Consider the following 17,198-nt stretch of genomic DNA (forward strand, 5'->3'; position numbering starts at 1 on the left):
GGCAACGGCGGCATATATTACTGATTTAAGAACTCAGCGCAACAACAATTTCGACGCGCACTGTTTAACTGCTTATGATTCATGCGACAAGACCAGAAAAACCGCGTTTTCTGGTCATGCGCTATGCATTACATCGAAGCAAGGCGTTTTTGCGCCTGTTTCGCACCATCGGTACCAGGGTATTTGCTAACCACCTGCTGGTAAACCGCTTTGGCTTTCGCAGTATCGCCCTTGTCTTGCATAATCACGCCGACTTTAAACATCGCATCTGGCGCTTTCGGCGACTTCGGGAAGTTCTTCACTACCGATGCGAAGTAGTAAGCCGCATCGTCTTTCTTACCCTTGTTGTAATTCAACTGACCGAGCCAGTAGTTGGCGTTCGGCACATAGGTTGAATCCGGGTACTTTTTGACGAAGTTCTGAAACGCAGCCAGCGCATCATCCTGGCGGGATTTATCCTGCACCAGGGCGATAGCCGCGTTGTAGTCGGTATTGGCATCGCCGCTTTGTACCGGTGCGCCTGAAGCTGCCGCACCGTTATTTGCGCCCGCATCCGCGGCCGGAGCCTGCGCTGCCGCACCGCTCTGATCGCCGGAAGCCTGCTGCGTCTGCCCTGCTGCTGCACCGCTGCTCAGATTGCCGATCTGCTGCAGAATTTGCTGCTGGCGTTCAACAACCTGATTGAGCTGATACTGGCTTTCCTGGATCTGTCCACGCAGGGAGTCAATATCGGCCTGATTATCAGAGAGCTGCTGCTGAAGTTGGGTTAAAAGCTGGCTGTGAGCATTGGAAATACGCTCAAGTTGAGTGACGCGGTCTTCGACCGAGCCTGAGCCGACACTACTGATTGGCGCCTGAGCATTAGCGGCCCAGGGGGCCGCTATGCCAACCAGTAACGACAGACTCAACAGATGATGTCTGAAGTTACTGCTCATGCAATTCTCTTAGTAAACCAGTACGGCGCGACGGTTTTTAGCGTAAGCCGCTTCGTCGTGACCCAGTACTGCAGGTTTTTCTTTACCGTAAGAAACGATGGAGATCTGGTCAGCAGAAACGCCTTTACCCTGCAGGTACATTTTAACGGCGTTAGCACGACGTTCGCCCAGGGAGATGTTGTACTCCGGGGTACCGCGTTCGTCAGCATGACCTTCTACGGTCACTTTGTAGGACGGGTTGCTACGCAGGAAGTTAGCGTGAGCATCCAGCATCGCTGCAAAGTCAGAACGGATGTCGTACTTGTCCAGATCGAAGTAAACGATGTTGTTCTGCTGCAGCTGCTGCATCTGCAGACGCGCCTGCTCTTCAGAGGACATGTTACCGCTACCGTTCATGCCAGTGCCGGCACCCATCATGCCTTCGCCGCTCTGGTCGCTGGTGTTGTTCTTGTGAGAAGAACATGCAGCGATTGCCATAACAGGCAGAGCCAGCATCAGGCCTTTCAGCACTTTGTTCAGTTGCATTTCTTTGATTCCTTTAATATTTATTTATTATCACAGATACGGAGACCAGGCAGGGAATTTAACCTGTCCATCAGTCGCCGGAATACGCGCTTTGAAACGCCCATCTGTAGAAACCAGGTTCAGCACGGAGCCCATCCCCTGAGAAGAGCTGTAGATGACCATAGTGCCGTTAGGTGCCAGACTTGGCGTTTCATCCAGGAACGTTGACGACAAAACTTGCACGCCACCCGCTTCCAGATCTTGTTTAGCAATGTGCTGCTGACCACCGTCAGAGCTAACCATCACCATAAATTTACCGTCGCTGCTGACATCCGCATCCTGGTTCTGAGAACCCTGCCAGGAGATACGCTGCGCTGCGCCGCCGTTGATATTGATTTTGTAAACCTGCGGACGACCGGCCTGGTCAGAGGTAAAGGCCAGGTTCTGGCTGTCCGGGAACCAGGTTGGTTCGGTGTTGTTGCTGCGACCGTCGGTAACCTGACGGATCTGGCCGGAACCGATGTCCATCACATAGATGTTCAGGCTGCCGGTTTTTGACAGGGCAAACGCCAGCTTGGTGCCATCCGGCGAGAAGGCCGGTGCGCCGTTGTGACGCGGGAACGACGCCACCTGACGAATGCTGGCGTTAGCCAGAGTCTGGATAACCAGCGCGGAACGACCGCTCTCAAAGGTCACGTATGCGACTTTTGAACCGTCCGGGGACCAGGCCGGGGACATCAGCGGCTGCGGCGATTTGTGGACGAGGAACTGGTTATAGCCGTCGTAATCAGAGACGCGCAGTTCATACGGGAACTGAGTGTTCGCAGTCTGCACGACATAGGCGATACGAGTACGGAACGCGCCTTTAATACCGGTCAGCTTTTCGAATACTTCGTCGCTGGCGGCATGGGCAGCATAACGCAGCCACTGCTTGTTCACTTTGAAGGAGTTTTGCGCCAGCACGGTACCCGGCGCGCCGCCGGTGTCGACCAGCTGGTAAGCGACGTTGTAGCTGCCATCAGGATTCGGTGTCACCTGACCTACGATGACCGCATCAATACCGAGCGCGGACCATGCAGCGGGCTGCACTTCCTGCGCGGTACCCGGCTGCTGCGGTAAACGGGAGCGATCCAGCGGGTTGAATTTACCGCTGTTGCGCAGATCCGCCGCAACGATACCGCCAGCGTCCTCAGGCGCAGCGCCTGGGCCTGCCCACTGGAACGGCACAACGCCAATCGGGCGTGCCGAGTCTACCCCCTGGGTGATCTCGATACGTACTTCTGCATGCAGCACCGCTGCCCACAGCATCAAAAAACCAAATGCAACACGTAATGCCTGCTTCATCATATCTCCCTTATCCGGGCAAAAAACCCGCGATAATTTAGCAGAATTTTAACAAACCAATAAGACAAAACTACCCGCGTTGGAACCGCCTTCGCATACTTTCCTCACGGGATCGCGAGGAAAGTGTACCTCAAGGTTTGAAGTCCAGCGGCGCATTTTTGAACACTTCATACACAGCCTGACTTGGTGGCTTCGGCATTTTCGCCTGTCGCGCCGCGGCCAGCGCGGCCTGACAGAGCGCCGGATCGCCTCCTTCAGACTGAATATCTAACAGCGTCCCATCAGGAGCCAGTTTGATACGTAACGTACAGGTCTTCCCGGTGTAGGAAGATGCATCATAGAAGCGGCTCTCAATCGCCGTTTTAATCTGCCCTGCGTAGTTACTGATATCGGCTCCGGATGCACCGTTGTTCTTAGTGTTACCCGAACCCGCCGGCGCTGCATTGTTGCCTTTCGCTCCGCCGCCCGTTTTCGGTGCATTCTTACCGGAGCTGAGATCGCCAAACAGATCGTCGACGCCTTCCGCGGCGGCGGCTTTCTCTGCTGCGGCTTTTTTGGCTGCCGCTTTCTTATCGGCGGCGGCCTTCTCGGCAGCAGCTTTCTTCTCAGCGGCGGCTTTTTCCGCAGCCGCTTTCTTCTCGGCTGCCGCTTTTTCCGCTGCAGCGGCTTTCTTCTCCGCTGCGGCTTTCTCTGCGGCAGCGGCCTTCTCAGCGGCAGCTTTTTCAGCTGCGGCGGCCTTCTCTGCTGCGGCTTTTTCAGCAGCAGCCTGCTTAGCCGCTTCCGCCTGCGCTTTCTTCTTCGCATCGGCTGCCGCTTTCGCAGCTTCTGCTTCCGCTTTCTTCTGCGCGTCGGCGGCGGCTTTCGCGGCCTCCGCTTCGGCTTTCTTCTGTGCATCGGCTGCGGCTTTGGCTGCATCCGCCTGCGCTTTCTTCTGCGCGTCCGCTGCGGCTTTCTTCGCCGCCTCTTCCGCCGCTTTTGCCTGCGCATCCGCTTTGGCTTTCGCGTCAGCTGCGGCTTTTGCTGCCGCTTCTTCAGCCTGTTTCTGCTGCTGTTGCGCCTGCTTTGCCGCCTCTTCCGCCTGCTTCTGCTGTTCGGCCTGCTCGCGCGCGGCTTCCTGCGCCTGCAGACGCTCTTTCTCGACCTGCTTCAGACGCTCCTGCTCGGCGGCCTGCTTTTCACGCATCTCCTCCGCCTGCTGCTGCGCCTGTTTTTCACGCTGCTCTTCCGCGCGTTTAGCGCTCGATTGCTGGTGCTGTTGGCGGTTGTAGTTCTCCACTACCGCGCCGGGATCGACCATTACGGCGTCGATCGACGAGCCGCCACCGCCGCCCGCTGACGCTTCAATATGCTCATCGAACGAACTCCAGATCAGCAGCGCCACCAGAATTACGTGCAGCACGGCTGAAATGAGTATCGCTCGCTTAAGCTTGTCGTTTTGTACGGTTGCCTTTGACACTCTCGGTTCCCAAAAACTGTCCGCCTGTTAAGCCGGTGATCAGATAGGCTGCGTCATCAAGCCAACCGATTTCACACCCGCGCTATGTAACAGGTTCAGCGCTTTAATGATTTCGTCGTACGGCACGTCCTTCGCCCCGCCGATTAAGAACACGGTTTTCGGATTGGTTTGCAGGCGACGCTGCGCCTCCGCAATAACCTGCTCCGGCGGCAGCTGATCCATACGATCTTTCTCTACCACCACGCTGTATTGCCCGACACCGGAAACTTCAATAATCACCGGAGGATCGTCATTGGTACTGACGGTCTGAGAATCCGTCGCATCCGGCAGATCGACCTCGACGCTCTGGGTGATGATGGGCGCCGTTGCCATAAAGATCAGCAGCAGCACCAGCAGCACGTCGAGCAGCGGCACAATATTGATTTCGGACTTCAGGGCACGCTTGCTCCGCCCACGGGATCTGGCCATGGCTTACTCCTTATTGCTGTCGCTGCTGGCAAACGCCTGGCGATGCAGAATAGCCGTGAACTCTTCCATAAAGTTGTCGTAATTCTGTTCCAGTTTATTCACGCGCTGGTTCAGACGGTTGTAGGCCATTACCGCCGGAATTGCCGCGAACAGGCCGATAGCGGTAGCGATCAGAGCTTCCGCGATACCCGGTGCAACCATTTGCAGCGTCGCCTGTTTCACCGCGCCCAGCGCGATAAAGGCGTGCATGATCCCCCAGACGGTACCAAACAGACCAATATAGGGGCTGATGGAACCAACGGTACCGAGGAAAGGAATGTGGTTTTCGAGGCTTTCCAGCTCGCGATTCATCGAGATACGCATCGCCCTGGAGGCACCTTCAACAATCGCTTCCGGCGCGTGGCTGTTGGCGCGATGCAGACGGGCAAACTCTTTAAAACCACTATAGAAAATCTGTTCAGAGCCGCTCAGATTATCGCGACGGCCCTGGCTTTCCTGATAGAGACGAGAGAGTTCAATGCCGGACCAGAACTTATCTTCGAACGCTTCCGCTTCACGCCCTGCGGCGTTAAGGATGCGGGTTCTCTGGATAATGATTGCCCAGGATGCGATTGAAAAACCAATCAAAATCAACATGATAAGTTTGACCAGAAGGCTCGCCTTCAGGAACAAATCAAGGATGTTCATGTCAGTCACTGCTTAAACTCCGCGACAATAGACTTGGGAAGCGCACGAGGCTTCATTAAGAGTGGATCAACACAGACAACCAGCACTTCAGCTTCGTTCAGCACTTTGTTCTCTGCGTTGACGATCCGCTGCGAGAACACCATAGACGTTCTACGCATTGATGTTATTTCCGTTTGGACGTCGAGCATGTCGTCGAGTCGGGCGGGTGCAAAATACTCCAGCGTAATTTTGCGCACCACGAACGCGACCTGCTCTGCCAGCAGAGCCTGTTGGCTAAAGTGATGGTGGCGCAGCATCTCGGTGCGGGCTCTTTCATAAAAAGCAACGTAGCTGGCGTGGTAAACCACACCACCGGCATCAGTATCTTCGTAATAGACACGAACCGGCCATCGAAACAGCGTTGTATTCACTTTACATCCCGGTAATGCAAAAAAGGTTAGAGCTTTTAAACTTCGCTACTATACGCGCGGGCAAGGTGCTTTGGAATGGGTTGTGGTAAACGGAGAGTAAAAATTTATGGGCTTTTGCAAGCCCATCGGGATAGCGGATATTTCTTATTCAAAAGAAGAAGAAAAGCAGGCCTGCAAGCAGCACAACATCAGCAATCAGCGGGCAAAACAGCCCCTGCCAGTGCAGCGCGCGAGGACGAAAACCGACGCCGTGGATCACACCGGCGCAAACGGCCCACATCAACAGCAGACCATGCCAGATCTCAAGCTCACTGGTTTTCGCCGCAAAGCGCGACGGGTCCCAGAAAATGCACCCTGCCAGCAGCAGCGCCATTATTAAGGAAAGGGCCCGTAACGGGCCCTTGTCCATTACCGCATAGAGCTTTGCGATAACCTTATCCATCAATGTTCTTCTTGACCGGCTTTGGTTGCTTCAACATGTTCCAGCGCCAGCGCGGTGATCACACCAAAAGCACAGGCAAGAAGCGTTCCTAAAATCCAGGCGAAATACCACATATTCAGCTCCTTACTTAGTACATAGAGTGGGTGTTGCTTTCGATCTGCTCTTTGGTAATACGACCGAACATTTTCCAGTAACACCAGCTGGTGTAGAGCAGAATGATCGGTACGAATACCGCAGCAACCCAGGTCATCAGGTTCAGCGTGCGCTGCGTCGAGGTCGCATCCCACATTGTCAGGCTGGCGTTCAGCATGGTGCTGGACGGCATGACAAACGGGAACATCGCGATACCTGCGGTCAGAATGATGCACGCCAGCGTCAGGGACGAGAAGACAAAGGCGAAGGCTGATTTATCCAGACGCGCGGTCAGGATAGTCAACAGCGGCAGCGCCACGCCCAGAGCCGGGATCGCCCACAATACCGGCGTATTGTTGAAGTTGGTCAGCCAGGCACCCGCCTGTAGTGCAACTTCTTTGGTCAGCGGATTTGAGGCCGCATGGTGATTCATCGCAGAGGTGATCACATACCCGTCAATGCCGTACACCACCCAGACACCGGCCAGCGCGAAGCAGACCAGGGTCACCAGGGCTGCAATCTGTACCGTGGCGCGTGCGCGCAGGTGCAGTTCGCCAACGGTACGCATTTGCAGGTAGGTCGCGCCCTGGGTCAGGATCATCGCCACACTCACTACACCGGCCAGCAGACCAAACGGGTTCAGCAGCTGGAAGAAGTTACCGGTATAGAAGAGGCGCATATCGCCATCCAGGTGGAACGGTACGCCCTGCAGCAGGTTACCGAACGCGACGCCAATCACCAGCGGCGGCACGAAGCTACCGATGAAGATGCCCCAGTCCCACATGCCGCGCCAGCGCACATCTTCAATTTTCGAGCGGTAATCAAAGCCAACCGGACGGAAGAAGAGAGAGGCCAGCACGAGGATCATCGCCACATAGAAGCCGGAGAAGGCTGCCGCGTAGACCATCGGCCAGGCGGCGAACAGCGCGCCACCGGCAGTGATAAGCCAGACCTGGTTGCCGTCCCAGTGCGGAGCGATGGAGTTAATCATCACGCGGCGCTCGGTGTCGCTACGCCCCAACACGCGGGTCAGCATGCCGACGCCCATGTCGAAGCCATCTGTGACGGCAAAACCGATCAGCAGAATGCCCACCAGCAGCCACCAGATAAAACGTAATACTTCATAATCGATCATTTCACGACTCCTGTCTTAGCGTGCCGGCTGAGTAGTCACGGTGGACTGCTCGTAGTGATAGCGACCTGTCTTCAGGCTGCTCGGCCCAAGGCGAGCAAATTTGAACATCAGGAACACTTCGGCCACCATAAACAGCGTATAAAGGCCGCAAATCAGAATCATTGAGAACAGCAGATCGCCGACGGTCAATGAGGAGTTGGCAACGGCAGTCGGCAGCACTTCACCAATCGCCCACGGTTGACGACCGTATTCAGCCACAAACCAGCCTGATTCGATCGCAATCCACGGCAGCGGAATGCCATACAGCGCGGCGCGCAGCAGCCATTTCTTCTCACCGATACGGTTACGGATCACCGTCCAGAAGGAGATGCCGATAATCAGCAGCATCAGCACGCCACTGGCTACCATCAGACGGAAGGCGAAGTAGAGCGGCGCAACGCGTGGAATAGAGTCCTGGGTCGCTTTCTGGATCTGCGCTTCCGTCGCGTCGGTGACGTTCGGGGTATAGCGTTTCAGCAGCAGGCCGTAACCGAGATCTTTCTTCACGTTATTGAACTGCTCACGTACTGCCGGATCCGCAGAGCCGGAGCGCAGCTGCTCAAGCAACTGGTACGCCTTCATGCCGTTACGGATACGCTCTTCGTGCTGCGCCATCAGGTCTTTCAGGCCGATAACCGGCGTGTCGACCGAGCGGGTAGCGATAATGCCGAGCGCAAACGGGATCTGGATAGCGAATTTGTTCTCTTGTTTATCCTGATCCGGAATACCAAACAGGGTAAACGCTGCCGGAGCCGGTTGGGTTTCCCACTCCGCTTCGATTGCCGCCAGTTTGGTTTTCTGCACGTCGCCCATTTCGTAACCGGACTCATCACCCAGCACGATAACGGAGAGGATGGCCGCCATACCGAAGCTGGCTGCGATAGCAAAGGAGCGTTTCGCAAAAGCAACGTCACGACCGCGCAGCAGGTAGTAGGAGCTGATACCAAGAATGAAGATAGCGCCGCAGGTGTAGCCGGAAGCCACGGTGTGCACAAATTTGACCTGCGCAACCGGGTTAAGCACCAGTTCAGAGAAGCTCACCATCTCCATACGCATGGTTTCGAAGTTGAAATCAGAGGCGATGGGGTTCTGCATCCAGCCGTTGGCGACGAGGATCCAGAGTGCGGACAAGTTGGAGCCCAGAGCAACGAGCCAGGTTACCGCCATGTGCTGAACTTTGCCCAGACGATCCCAACCGAAGAAGAACAGACCCACGAATGTGGATTCGAGGAAGAAGGCCATCAGACCTTCAATGGCCAGCGGCGCACCGAAAATATCCCCAACGTAGTGAGAATAGTAAGACCAGTTAGTCCCGAACTGGAACTCCATGGTCAGACCGGTCGCCACGCCCAGCGCGAAGTTGATCCCAAACAACTTGCCCCAGAACTTGGTCATATCTTTGTAGATCTGTTTGCCGGAGAGGACGTAGACCGTTTCCATAATTGCCAGCAGGAACGCCATACCAAGCGTCAGCGGCACAAACAGAAAGTGGTACATCGCGGTCAAGGCAAACTGTAAGCGTGACAGTTCGACTATATCTAACATCATGACTCCTTGCTCATCGCATGAAGACTCCGAGAGTAAACCCCCGTTAGCGAAGGTTCACACGCATGCCCCAATACAAATTTGCTGCACTGTTTTATTCACTATCCCAATGTCGGGACAATGAATAAAAAAAGTTACAACCAGGTTAATAAAAAATTCGAATTGATCTCGCGAATATATTACTCCGCAAAACCCTAACAATAAAAAGCATTTATTGATTATGTTTTACGTTTTACGACGGCGATCAATTAATCCCCAACTTTGCACTTCGCGGTCAATTTGATCCGCGACAATTTAGCGAGTTTTGACTGCTTTTCCAAGCTTTTAAATATTGATTTAAATCATTTACCATTGACGGTGTTAATTTTGTATTTAAGGTGTCCGGCGGGTAAAAGCAGTGTTAATAACATGTTTACTGTAACGCAATTTATGGTTATCAATTGGCGAATAAAGCGAAGAAAGGCAGGTTACTTTACGCGGTAAGTTAAAAACGTGAAAAGTGGGTAACTCTTAAGTGAAACAGCTCAACTATTTCCAGATTGATTTTACAAATATTTCACTTATCCAGTTAATATAATTAACACCGCTTCGTTATTATAAAAATAAGCATCTTTAAAAGGCGATGCTTAGCGCTATTATTCATAACTTTTATAACCTGCTTTCAGGTCGCCGGATAATGCTGCAAGCCCCCTCCCCTGCCTGCCTCCCTTTTTTTTACCACGCATAGATTCGGGCAATAAAAAAGGCCGCTCCAGGAGCGGCCAACCATGTCGAATTGCGCTGCTCCCCTGCGTGGGGGAGCGATGGTTTTTTATTTAATTACGGTTTTCAGCGCGTCGCCGATATCGGCCAGGCTGCGCACGGTTTTCACGCCAGCTGCTTCCAGCGCCGCGAACTTCTCGTCCGCCGTACCTTTACCGCCTGCGATAATGGCGCCTGCGTGGCCCATACGCTTGCCTTTCGGCGCGGTAACACCGGCGATGTAGCCAACAACCGGTTTGGTGACGTGCTCTTTGATGTAGGCTGCGGCTTCTTCTTCCGCGCTACCGCCGATCTCACCGATCATGACAATCGCTTCGGTCTGCGGATCTTCCTGGAACAGTTTCAGGATATCGATAAAGTTAGAGCCCGGGATCGGGTCGCCACCGATGCCCACACAGGTGGACTGGCCGAAACCGTAATCCGTGGTCTGTTTAACCGCTTCATAGGTCAGGGTGCCGGAGCGCGAAACGATGCCGACTTTACCCGGCTGATGGATGTGGCCCGGCATAATGCCGATTTTGCACTCGCCAGGGGTGATCACGCCCGGGCAGTTCGGCCCGATCATGCGCACGCCAGCTTCATCCAGCTTCACTTTCACCGTCAGCATATCCAGCGTCGGGATACCTTCAGTGATGGTGATAATCAGTTTGATACCTGCGTCGATCGCTTCAAGGATGGAGTCTTTGCAGAACGGAGCCGGAACGTAGATAACCGTTGCGGTCGCGCCAGTCGCGTCTACCGCTTCACGCACGGTGTTGAACACCGGCAGGCCGAGGTGCGTGGTGCCGCCTTTGCCTGGCGTTACGCCGCCAACCATCTGCGTACCGTAGGCAATCGCCTGTTCGGAGTGGAATGTACCCTGGCTTCCGGTGAAACCCTGGCAGATAACTTTGGTGTTCTTATCGATCAAAACAGACATTATTTCCCCTCCACTGCGGCAACAACCTGCTGTGCTGCATCCGTCAGACTTTTCGCTGCGATAATATTCAGGCCGCTGTCAGCCAGGCGCTTGGCACCCAGTTCAGCGTTGTTACCTTCCAGGCGTACAACTACCGGCACGTTCACGCCAACTTCTTCTACTGCACCGATGATGCCGTCTGCGATCAGGTCGCAGCGCACGATGCCGCCGAAGATGTTAACCAGGACGGCTTTCACGTTCTCATCGGAGAGAATGATTTTGAAAGCTTCGGTTACGCGCTCTTTGGTCGCGCCGCCGCCAACGTCGAGGAAGTTAGCCGGTTCGCCGCCGTGCAGTTTAACGATGTCCATGGTGCCCATCGCCAGGCCTGCGCCGTTAACCATGCAGCCGATGTTGCCGTCGAGAGCAACGTAGTTTAGCTCCCACTGCGCAGCCTGCGCTTCGCGCGGGTCTTCCTGAGACTGGTCGCGCATTTCGCGCAGATCCGGCTGGCGGAAGAGTGCGTTGCCGTCCGCGCCCAGTTTGCCGTCGAGGCAGATCAGGTCGCCCTGCTTAGTGATCACCAGCGGGTTGATTTCGATCAGCGCCAGGTCGCGCTCAAGGAAAATGGTCGCCAGACCCATAAAGATCTTGGTGAACTGCTGAACCTGCTTACCTTCCAGACCCAGTTTGAACGCCAGGTCACGACCCTGATACGGCATCGGGCCGGTCAGCGGATCGATAGTGGTTTTGTGGATCAGGTGCGGGGTCTCTTCCGCCACTTTCTCAATCTCAACACCGCCTTCGGTGGAGGCCATGAACACCACGCGACGCGAGCTACGGTCAACTACCGCGCCCAGGTAGAGCTCTTTGTCGATATCGGTCGCCGCTTCAACCAGGATCTGGTTAACCGGCTGGCCGTTAGCGTCTGTTTGGTAGGTTACCAGGCGTTTACCCAGCCAGTGCTCCGCGAATGCGCGGATCTCTTCTTTGCTGTTCACCACTTTTACGCCGCCCGCTTTACCGCGGCCGCCTGCGTGAACCTGGCATTTTACAACCCACGGGCCTGCGCCAATTTTTGATGCCGCTTCTTCGGCTTCACGCGGGGTAGTACAGGCGTATCCAACCGGAGTCGGCAGACCTGACCGGGCAAAAAGCTGTTTCGCCTGATACTCATGTAAGTTCATCTGTTCTATCCATCCTTCAGGTAATCATTATCAGGGTGTCTGCGGGTCGGGGTGCCCTGTTTGCCGGATCCGCCCACAGTCAGGTGATGACTTCAGGCCCGGCATCCGCCGGGCCCTGGCCGACTACACGTCCAGCAGCAGACGGGTCGGATCTTCCAGCAGCTCTTTGATGGCGACCAGATAGCCCACAGACTCACGGCCGTCGATCAGACGGTGATCGTAAGAGAGCGCCAGGTACATCATCGGCAGGATCTCAACCTTGCCATCAACCGCCATCGGGCGATCTTTGATGGCGTGCATGCCGAGGATCGCGCTCTGCGGCGGGTTGATGATCGGGGTGGACATCAGCGAGCCGAAGACGCCGCCGTTGGTAATGGTGAAGTTACCGCCGGTCAGATCTTCCACGGTCAGCTTGCCGTCGCGCCCTTTCAGCGCCAGCTCTTTAATTTTCTTCTCGATATCTGCCATGCCGAGGGTATCGACATCGCGCAGCACCGGGGTCACCAGGCCACGCGGCGTGGAAACAGCCATACTGACATCGAAATAGTTGTGGTAAACCACATCATCGCCATCGATAGAAGCGTTCACTTCCGGGTAGCGTTTCAGCGCTTCAACCACTGCTTTCACGTAGAAGGACATAAAGCCCAGACGGATGCCGTGACGCTTCTCGAACGCGTCGCCGTACTGCTTACGCAGATCCATAATCGGCTTCATGTTGACTTCGTTGAAGGTCGTCAGCATGGCGGTGGAGTTTTTCGCTTCCAGCAGACGCTCGGCTACGCGTTTGCGCAGGCGGGTCATCGGTACGCGTTTTTCCGTGCGGCCAGCCGGGGCCGGAGCCGGGGTGCTGGCAGCAGCCGGAGCTGCCGCTGGTGCAGCGCTCTGCGCCGGGCCTTTCGCCAGATGCTTCTCAACATCTTCACGGGTCAGACGACCACCAACACCGGTACCTTTGATGTCGCTGGCTTCCAGGTTGTGCTCGGCCAGCAGGCGACGGATCGCCGGGCTCAGGGCATCATTGTTCTGCTCTTCCAGCGAGGCCTGCTGGCGCTGCGCCGGTGTAGACTCTTTCTCTTCAGATTTAGCACTGCTCTCTTTGCCTGCGCTGTTGCCCTCTTTCAGACGGCCCAGAATCTGGCGGGAGGTAACGGTTGTGCCTTCCTCTTCCAGCACGGCATCAAGGATGCCGTCCGCTGACGCCGGCACTTCCAGTACCACTTTGTCAGTTTCGATTTCTACCAGCACTTCATCACGTTTAACGCTATCGCCTGGTTTTTTGTGCCAGGTTGCAACGGTCGCGTCAGCAACGGACTCAGGCAGATCGGGAACAAGAATATCTACGCTACTCATTATTTATCCTTTAATTAATTGACGTTCAGCGCGTCATTTACCAGATCTTGTTGCTGTTTCTGGTGAACGGAGAGGTATCCCACCGCCGGAGAGGCGGAGGCCGGGCGACCTGCGTAACGCAGACCAGCCCCAAACGGAATCACATCACGGAAGTGATGCTGGCTGCAGTACCATGCGCCCTGGTTCAGCGGCTCTTCCTGGCACCAGACAAAATCATGCACATGCGCGTACGGCTTCAGCGCTTCCTGCACCGCCTGATGCGGGAACGGATAGAGCTGCTCGATGCGGACAATCGCGACATCTTTCTGATCGTTCTTACGACGCTGTTCCAGCAAATCGTAATAAACCTTACCGGAACAGAGGATAACGCGTTTCACGCCCTGCGGATCGAGATCGTCCACTTCGCCAATCGCTGGCATAAAGGTGCCGTTCGCCAGCTCATCAAGCGTTGAGACCGCCTGCGGATGACGCAGCAGGGATTTCGGTGACATCACAATCAGCGGACGGCGCATACCGCGCAGCGCCTGACGACGCAGCATGTGGTAAACCTGCGCCGGGGTCGACGGCACGCAAACCTGCATATTCTGCTCGGCGCAGAGTTGCAGATAGCGCTCCAGACGCGCGGAGGAGTGCTCCGGGCCCTGCCCTTCATAGCCGTGCGGCAGGAGCATTACCAGGCCACACATACGGCCCCATTTCTGCTCGCCGGAGCTGATGAATTGGTCGATAACCACCTGCGCACCGTTGGCGAAGTCGCCGAACTGCGCTTCCCAGATGGTGAGCGTGCGCGGCTCAGCGGTGGCGTAACCATACTCAAACGCCAGCACCGCTTCTTCCGACAGTACGGAGTCCCAGACGCGGAACGCGCCCTGGCTGTTATGCACGTGTGCCAGCGGGGTGTAAGTCGAACCGTTAGTCTGGTTATGCACCACCGCATGACGATGGAAGAAGGTACCGCGACCGGAGTCTTCACCGGAGAGACGCACCGGAATGCCCTCATCTACCAGCGTGGCGTAAGCCAGCGTTTCCGCGCCGCCCCAGTCGAACAGCTTGTCGCCGTTCGCCATCAGCTGACGGTCAGCGTAGATTTTCGCTACGCGGGACTGCATCTCAATCGCGTCCGGTACGGTGCTGATGCGCTTCGCCAGCTCTTGCAGGCGCTTCATCTCCACCTTGTTCGGGTAGCTCTCATCCCACTCGTGGTTGAGGTACGGCGACCAGGTGAAGGAGTGCATATTCATCGGACGCCATTCAGCGACCACGCACTCACCGGCATCGAGCGCATCGCGGTAGACGTTAGCCATTTCGGTAGCGTCTTCAGCGGCGATGGTGGTTTCCTGCTCCAGACGGCTGGCGTAAATCTGACGCGGCGTCGGGTGCTTTTTGATCTTTTGGTACATCAGCGGCTGGGTTGCGCTCGGCTCATCGGCTTCGTTATGGCCGTGACGGCGGTAGCACACCAGGTCGATAAAGACATCGCGTTTGAAGGTATTACGGAAATCGAGCGCCAGGCGGGTAACAAAGGCCACCGCTTCCGGATCGTCCGCGTTAACGTGGAAAATCGGCGCCTGCACCATTTTACCGATATCGGTACAGTACGGCGTTGAGCGCGCATCCAGCGGGTTCGACGTGGTGAAGCCCACCTGGTTGTTGATAACGATACGCACGGTGCCGCCTACTTCGTAGCCGCGGGCTTTGGACATGTTGAGGGTTTCCTGCACCACGCCCTGGCCTGCGACCGCCGCGTCACCGTGAATGGTGATCGGCAACACTTTGTTGCTGCTCGGTTCGTCAAGGCGATCGAGGCGCGCGCGAACGGAACCGATAACTACCGGGCTTACGATCTCGAGGTGCGACGGGTTAAACGCCAGCGCCAGGTGAACCAGACCGCCTTCGGTTTCAACGTCGGACGAGAAGCCCATGTGATATTTCACGTCACCGGTGCCGAGATGCTCTTTATGCTTGCCGGCAAACTCGTCGAACAGATCCTGCGGCTTTTTACCCAGCACGTTAACCAGCACGTTCAAACGACCGCGGTGCGCCATGCCCAGCACCACTTCACGGGTGCCGCTTTTACCGGCGTGGCGGATCATCTCTTTCAGCATCGGCACCAGCGCATCGCCACCCTCAAGGGAGAAGCGTTTCGCACCAGGGAATTTCGCGCCCAGATAGCGCTCCAGCCCTTCGGCGGCGGTCAGTTCGCTTAAGAAGCGCTTTTTCTCTTCTGCCGAGAAGCTGGATTTACCGGTGGCCGACTCGATGCGCTGCTGGATCCAGCGTTTCTCTTCGGTGCTGGTGATGTGCATGTACTCCGCGCCGATGGAGCCACAATAGGTCTCTTTCAGCGCATGGAGCAGCTCGCCCAGCGGCATAGTGTCTTTGCCGATAGCAAATGACCCGACATTGAAGCTGTTCTGGAAATCGGCTTCGGTCAGGTCATGGAATGCGGGATCGAGATCGGCGACCCTCTCCTGCTGCCATAATCCCAGCGGATCGAGATTCGCATGCTGGTGACCACGGAAGCGGTAGGCGTTAATGAGCTGCAGGACTTTGACCTGCTTAACGTTGGTATCGGGGTCGGAAATCGAGGAGGAGTAACGTGAAGCGTCCTTCGCCAGTTGGCGGAAGTAATCACGCGTTTTGGAGTGGAACTGATCCGGTTTGACTCCGGTACCTGGTAACTGCTGGAACATAGATCGCCAGTTCGCATCTACCGAGTCAGGATCGGTTAAGAAGTCTTCATAGAGCTGTTCTATCCAGCTCTGGTTAGACCCAGAGAGGTAAGAAGAGTCCAGCCAGGCTTTCATTGCGCCGTTCTGCATCGTGATCCCTTAAGCATTGTTATGCTTACTTCGCCGTGGATAACTTCGACGTACACGTACGCGCACGTCCCAGGGTTCACCTGCGGGTTCTTTGACCCGCGAAGGAACCTTTAAAAACAGCCTAATCTTCGTTGTTCGGGCTGCGACGGCGTTGGCTGCCTTCACTCACCTGGGTCACATAGTTCACTATGCTGCCCCGGATGCGCTCAATTGCCGCCTTGTCTCGCGCCAAACATCTCAATTATGTTTCAATGGCGGTTTTTAGAGGTTTCTGCTGCTTTACTCGCCCGGCGCGCTTGCGCTTACCGGGCTTATCAATACTGTAGGCCGGATAAGCGCAAGTGCCATCCGGCTTTACCTTTTTATGCACTGCGTTGCAGCAACATTGACTTAATGTGGCCAATGGCGCGCGTCGGGTTAAGCCCTTTCGGACATACACTGACGCAGTTCATGATGCTGTGGCAGCGGAATACGCTGAAAGCATCGCTCAGGCCATCGAGACGCGCATCCGTTTCCGTATCGCGGCTGTCGATCAGGAAGCGGTATGCCGCCAGCAGGCCTGCCGGGCCGATGAATTTCTCCGGGTTCCACCAGAACGACGGGCAAGAGGTCGAGCAGCAGGCACAGAGAATACACTCATACAGACCGTCGAGTTTCTCGCGCTGTTCAGGCCCCTGTAGGTGCTCACGCGCCGGCGGATTTTGCCCATTATTCAACAGGTAAGGCTTAATTTTTTCATATTGGGCATAGAACTGCCCCATGTCCACCACCAAATCGCGAATTACCGGCAGACCTGGCAGCGGGCGGATCACAATCTTCTTCTTGCCGTTGCCAAGCGCGGAAATTGGGGTGATACAGGCCAGCCCGTTTTTGCCATTCATGTTCAGGCCATCGGAACCGCACACCCCTTCACGGCAGGAGCGGCGGAACGACAGCGTGGAGTCGGTCTCTTTCAGCTGCATTAACGCATCAAGCAGCATCATGTCGCGACCCTCTTCCGATTCGAGGGTGTAATCCTGCATACGCGGCGCGTCGTCGACGTCCGGGTTATAGCGATAAATCGAGAATTCGAGTTTCATCAA

General features: G+C 55.7%; 16 protein-coding genes. All 16 read right to left on the bottom strand.

Annotated elements, in window-relative coordinates; genetic code table 11:
- Nucleotides 1-128 precede the first annotated feature (128 nt).
- Entirely contained in the window at nucleotides 129-935 is an 807-nt protein-coding gene (cpoB, locus tag ABIC80_RS09910; RefSeq protein ID WP_094420453.1) for a cell division protein CpoB, read from the bottom strand.
- Nucleotides 936-944: 9 nt separating this feature from the next.
- Complete coding sequence (pal, locus tag ABIC80_RS09915; protein ID WP_007373922.1) at nucleotides 945-1,460, bottom strand: peptidoglycan-associated lipoprotein Pal; 516 nt, start codon at nucleotides 1,458-1,460, stop codon at nucleotides 945-947.
- A gap of 30 nt (nucleotides 1,461-1,490) precedes the next feature.
- A complete protein-coding gene (gene tolB, locus ABIC80_RS09920) occupies nucleotides 1,491-2,783 on the bottom strand; it encodes a Tol-Pal system beta propeller repeat protein TolB (RefSeq protein WP_023478234.1) in 1,293 nt (430 codons plus the stop codon).
- Nucleotides 2,784-2,913: 130 nt separating this feature from the next.
- Nucleotides 2,914-4,239, bottom strand: coding sequence for a cell envelope integrity protein TolA (gene tolA / locus ABIC80_RS09925; RefSeq protein ID WP_034811770.1), 1,326 nt, complete (start codon nucleotides 4,237-4,239; stop codon nucleotides 2,914-2,916).
- Nucleotides 4,240-4,278: 39 nt separating this feature from the next.
- On the bottom strand, nucleotides 4,279-4,707 hold the full coding sequence (gene tolR, locus ABIC80_RS09930; RefSeq protein ID WP_042713646.1) for a colicin uptake protein TolR: 429 nt from the start codon (nucleotides 4,705-4,707) through the stop codon (nucleotides 4,279-4,281).
- A gap of 3 nt (nucleotides 4,708-4,710) precedes the next feature.
- Entirely contained in the window at nucleotides 4,711-5,403 is a 693-nt protein-coding gene (tolQ, locus tag ABIC80_RS09935; RefSeq protein WP_023478229.1) for a Tol-Pal system protein TolQ, read from the bottom strand.
- Nucleotides 5,400-5,804 (bottom strand): tol-pal system-associated acyl-CoA thioesterase, encoded by a 405-nt coding sequence (gene ybgC / locus ABIC80_RS09940; RefSeq protein WP_429176899.1) that lies wholly within the window; start codon nucleotides 5,802-5,804, stop codon nucleotides 5,400-5,402. The genes tolQ and ybgC overlap by 4 nt, the downstream gene beginning before the upstream one ends.
- Nucleotides 5,805-5,952: 148 nt before the next feature.
- The gene (ybgE, locus tag ABIC80_RS09945; protein WP_023478215.1) at nucleotides 5,953-6,246 is read right to left on the bottom strand and encodes a cyd operon protein YbgE; all 294 of its coding nucleotides are present in this window, start codon (nucleotides 6,244-6,246) and stop codon (nucleotides 5,953-5,955) included.
- A complete protein-coding gene (gene cydX, locus ABIC80_RS09950; RefSeq protein ID WP_071789428.1) occupies nucleotides 6,246-6,359 on the bottom strand; it encodes a cytochrome bd-I oxidase subunit CydX in 114 nt (37 codons plus the stop codon). The genes ybgE and cydX overlap by 1 nt, the downstream gene beginning before the upstream one ends.
- 14 nt (nucleotides 6,360-6,373) lie before the next feature.
- Nucleotides 6,374-7,513 carry a cytochrome d ubiquinol oxidase subunit II gene (gene cydB, locus ABIC80_RS09955; RefSeq protein WP_094420456.1) on the bottom strand — a complete coding sequence of 380 codons (1,140 nt, stop codon included), beginning with the start codon at nucleotides 7,511-7,513 and terminating at the stop codon, nucleotides 6,374-6,376.
- Between the two features lie 15 nt (nucleotides 7,514-7,528).
- On the bottom strand, nucleotides 7,529-9,097 hold the full coding sequence (gene cydA, locus ABIC80_RS09960) for a cytochrome ubiquinol oxidase subunit I (RefSeq protein WP_042712263.1): 1,569 nt from the start codon (nucleotides 9,095-9,097) through the stop codon (nucleotides 7,529-7,531).
- Nucleotides 9,098-9,908: 811 nt separating this feature from the next.
- A complete protein-coding gene (gene sucD, locus ABIC80_RS09965) occupies nucleotides 9,909-10,778 on the bottom strand; it encodes a succinate--CoA ligase subunit alpha (protein WP_042712262.1) in 870 nt (289 codons plus the stop codon).
- Entirely contained in the window at nucleotides 10,778-11,944 is a 1,167-nt protein-coding gene (gene sucC, locus ABIC80_RS09970; protein ID WP_034811760.1) for an ADP-forming succinate--CoA ligase subunit beta, read from the bottom strand. Before sucC ends, sucD begins: the two co-directional genes overlap by 1 nt.
- Before the next feature lie 123 nt (nucleotides 11,945-12,067).
- Complete coding sequence (odhB, locus tag ABIC80_RS09975; protein ID WP_023478231.1) at nucleotides 12,068-13,294, bottom strand: 2-oxoglutarate dehydrogenase complex dihydrolipoyllysine-residue succinyltransferase; 1,227 nt, start codon at nucleotides 13,292-13,294, stop codon at nucleotides 12,068-12,070.
- A gap of 14 nt (nucleotides 13,295-13,308) precedes the next feature.
- Nucleotides 13,309-16,116, bottom strand: a complete 2,808-nt coding sequence (sucA, locus tag ABIC80_RS09980; RefSeq protein WP_042712261.1) for a 2-oxoglutarate dehydrogenase E1 component — start codon at nucleotides 16,114-16,116, stop codon at nucleotides 13,309-13,311.
- Between the two features lie 362 nt (nucleotides 16,117-16,478).
- The gene (locus ABIC80_RS09985; protein ID WP_094420457.1) at nucleotides 16,479-17,195 is read right to left on the bottom strand and encodes a succinate dehydrogenase iron-sulfur subunit; all 717 of its coding nucleotides are present in this window, start codon (nucleotides 17,193-17,195) and stop codon (nucleotides 16,479-16,481) included.
- Nucleotides 17,196-17,198: the final 3 nt, after the last annotated feature.

This window comes from Kosakonia sp. 1610 (genome assembly GCF_050435845.1).
Classification (GTDB): domain Bacteria; phylum Pseudomonadota; class Gammaproteobacteria; order Enterobacterales; family Enterobacteriaceae; genus Kosakonia; species Kosakonia cowanii.